1 protein-coding gene is annotated in these 262 nt (G+C 73.7%); it reads left to right on the forward strand.

What is annotated here, in order from left to right:
* Positions 1-262, forward strand: a 262-nt coding sequence (locus ADK55_RS23615; protein ID WP_159041533.1) for an AMP-binding protein, incomplete at both ends; no start/stop codon positions are given.

Here is a 262-nt window from a genome sequence, read left to right on the forward strand (position 1 = left end):
GGGCACCCGTGCGGAGATCGGCGAGGCGACCCTCCCAGACCGCTTCGAGGAGCAGGCACGACTGCGACCCGGGGCCCCGGCGGTGCTCTTCGGCGGCCGAGTACTCACCTACGGGGAACTCGACAGCCGAGCCAACCGCCTCGCCCACCACCTGGCCGCACACGGCCTGGGCCGAGGGGACCTGGCCGGCATCCTCCTCGACCGCGGACTCGACTTCGCCATCGCCGTGCTCGCCGTCGTCAAGACCGGCGCCGGCTACGCC

Origin of the sequence: Streptomyces sp. WM4235 (assembly GCF_001279725.1) — a bacterium.
Lineage (GTDB): Bacteria > Actinomycetota > Actinomycetes > Streptomycetales > Streptomycetaceae > Streptomyces.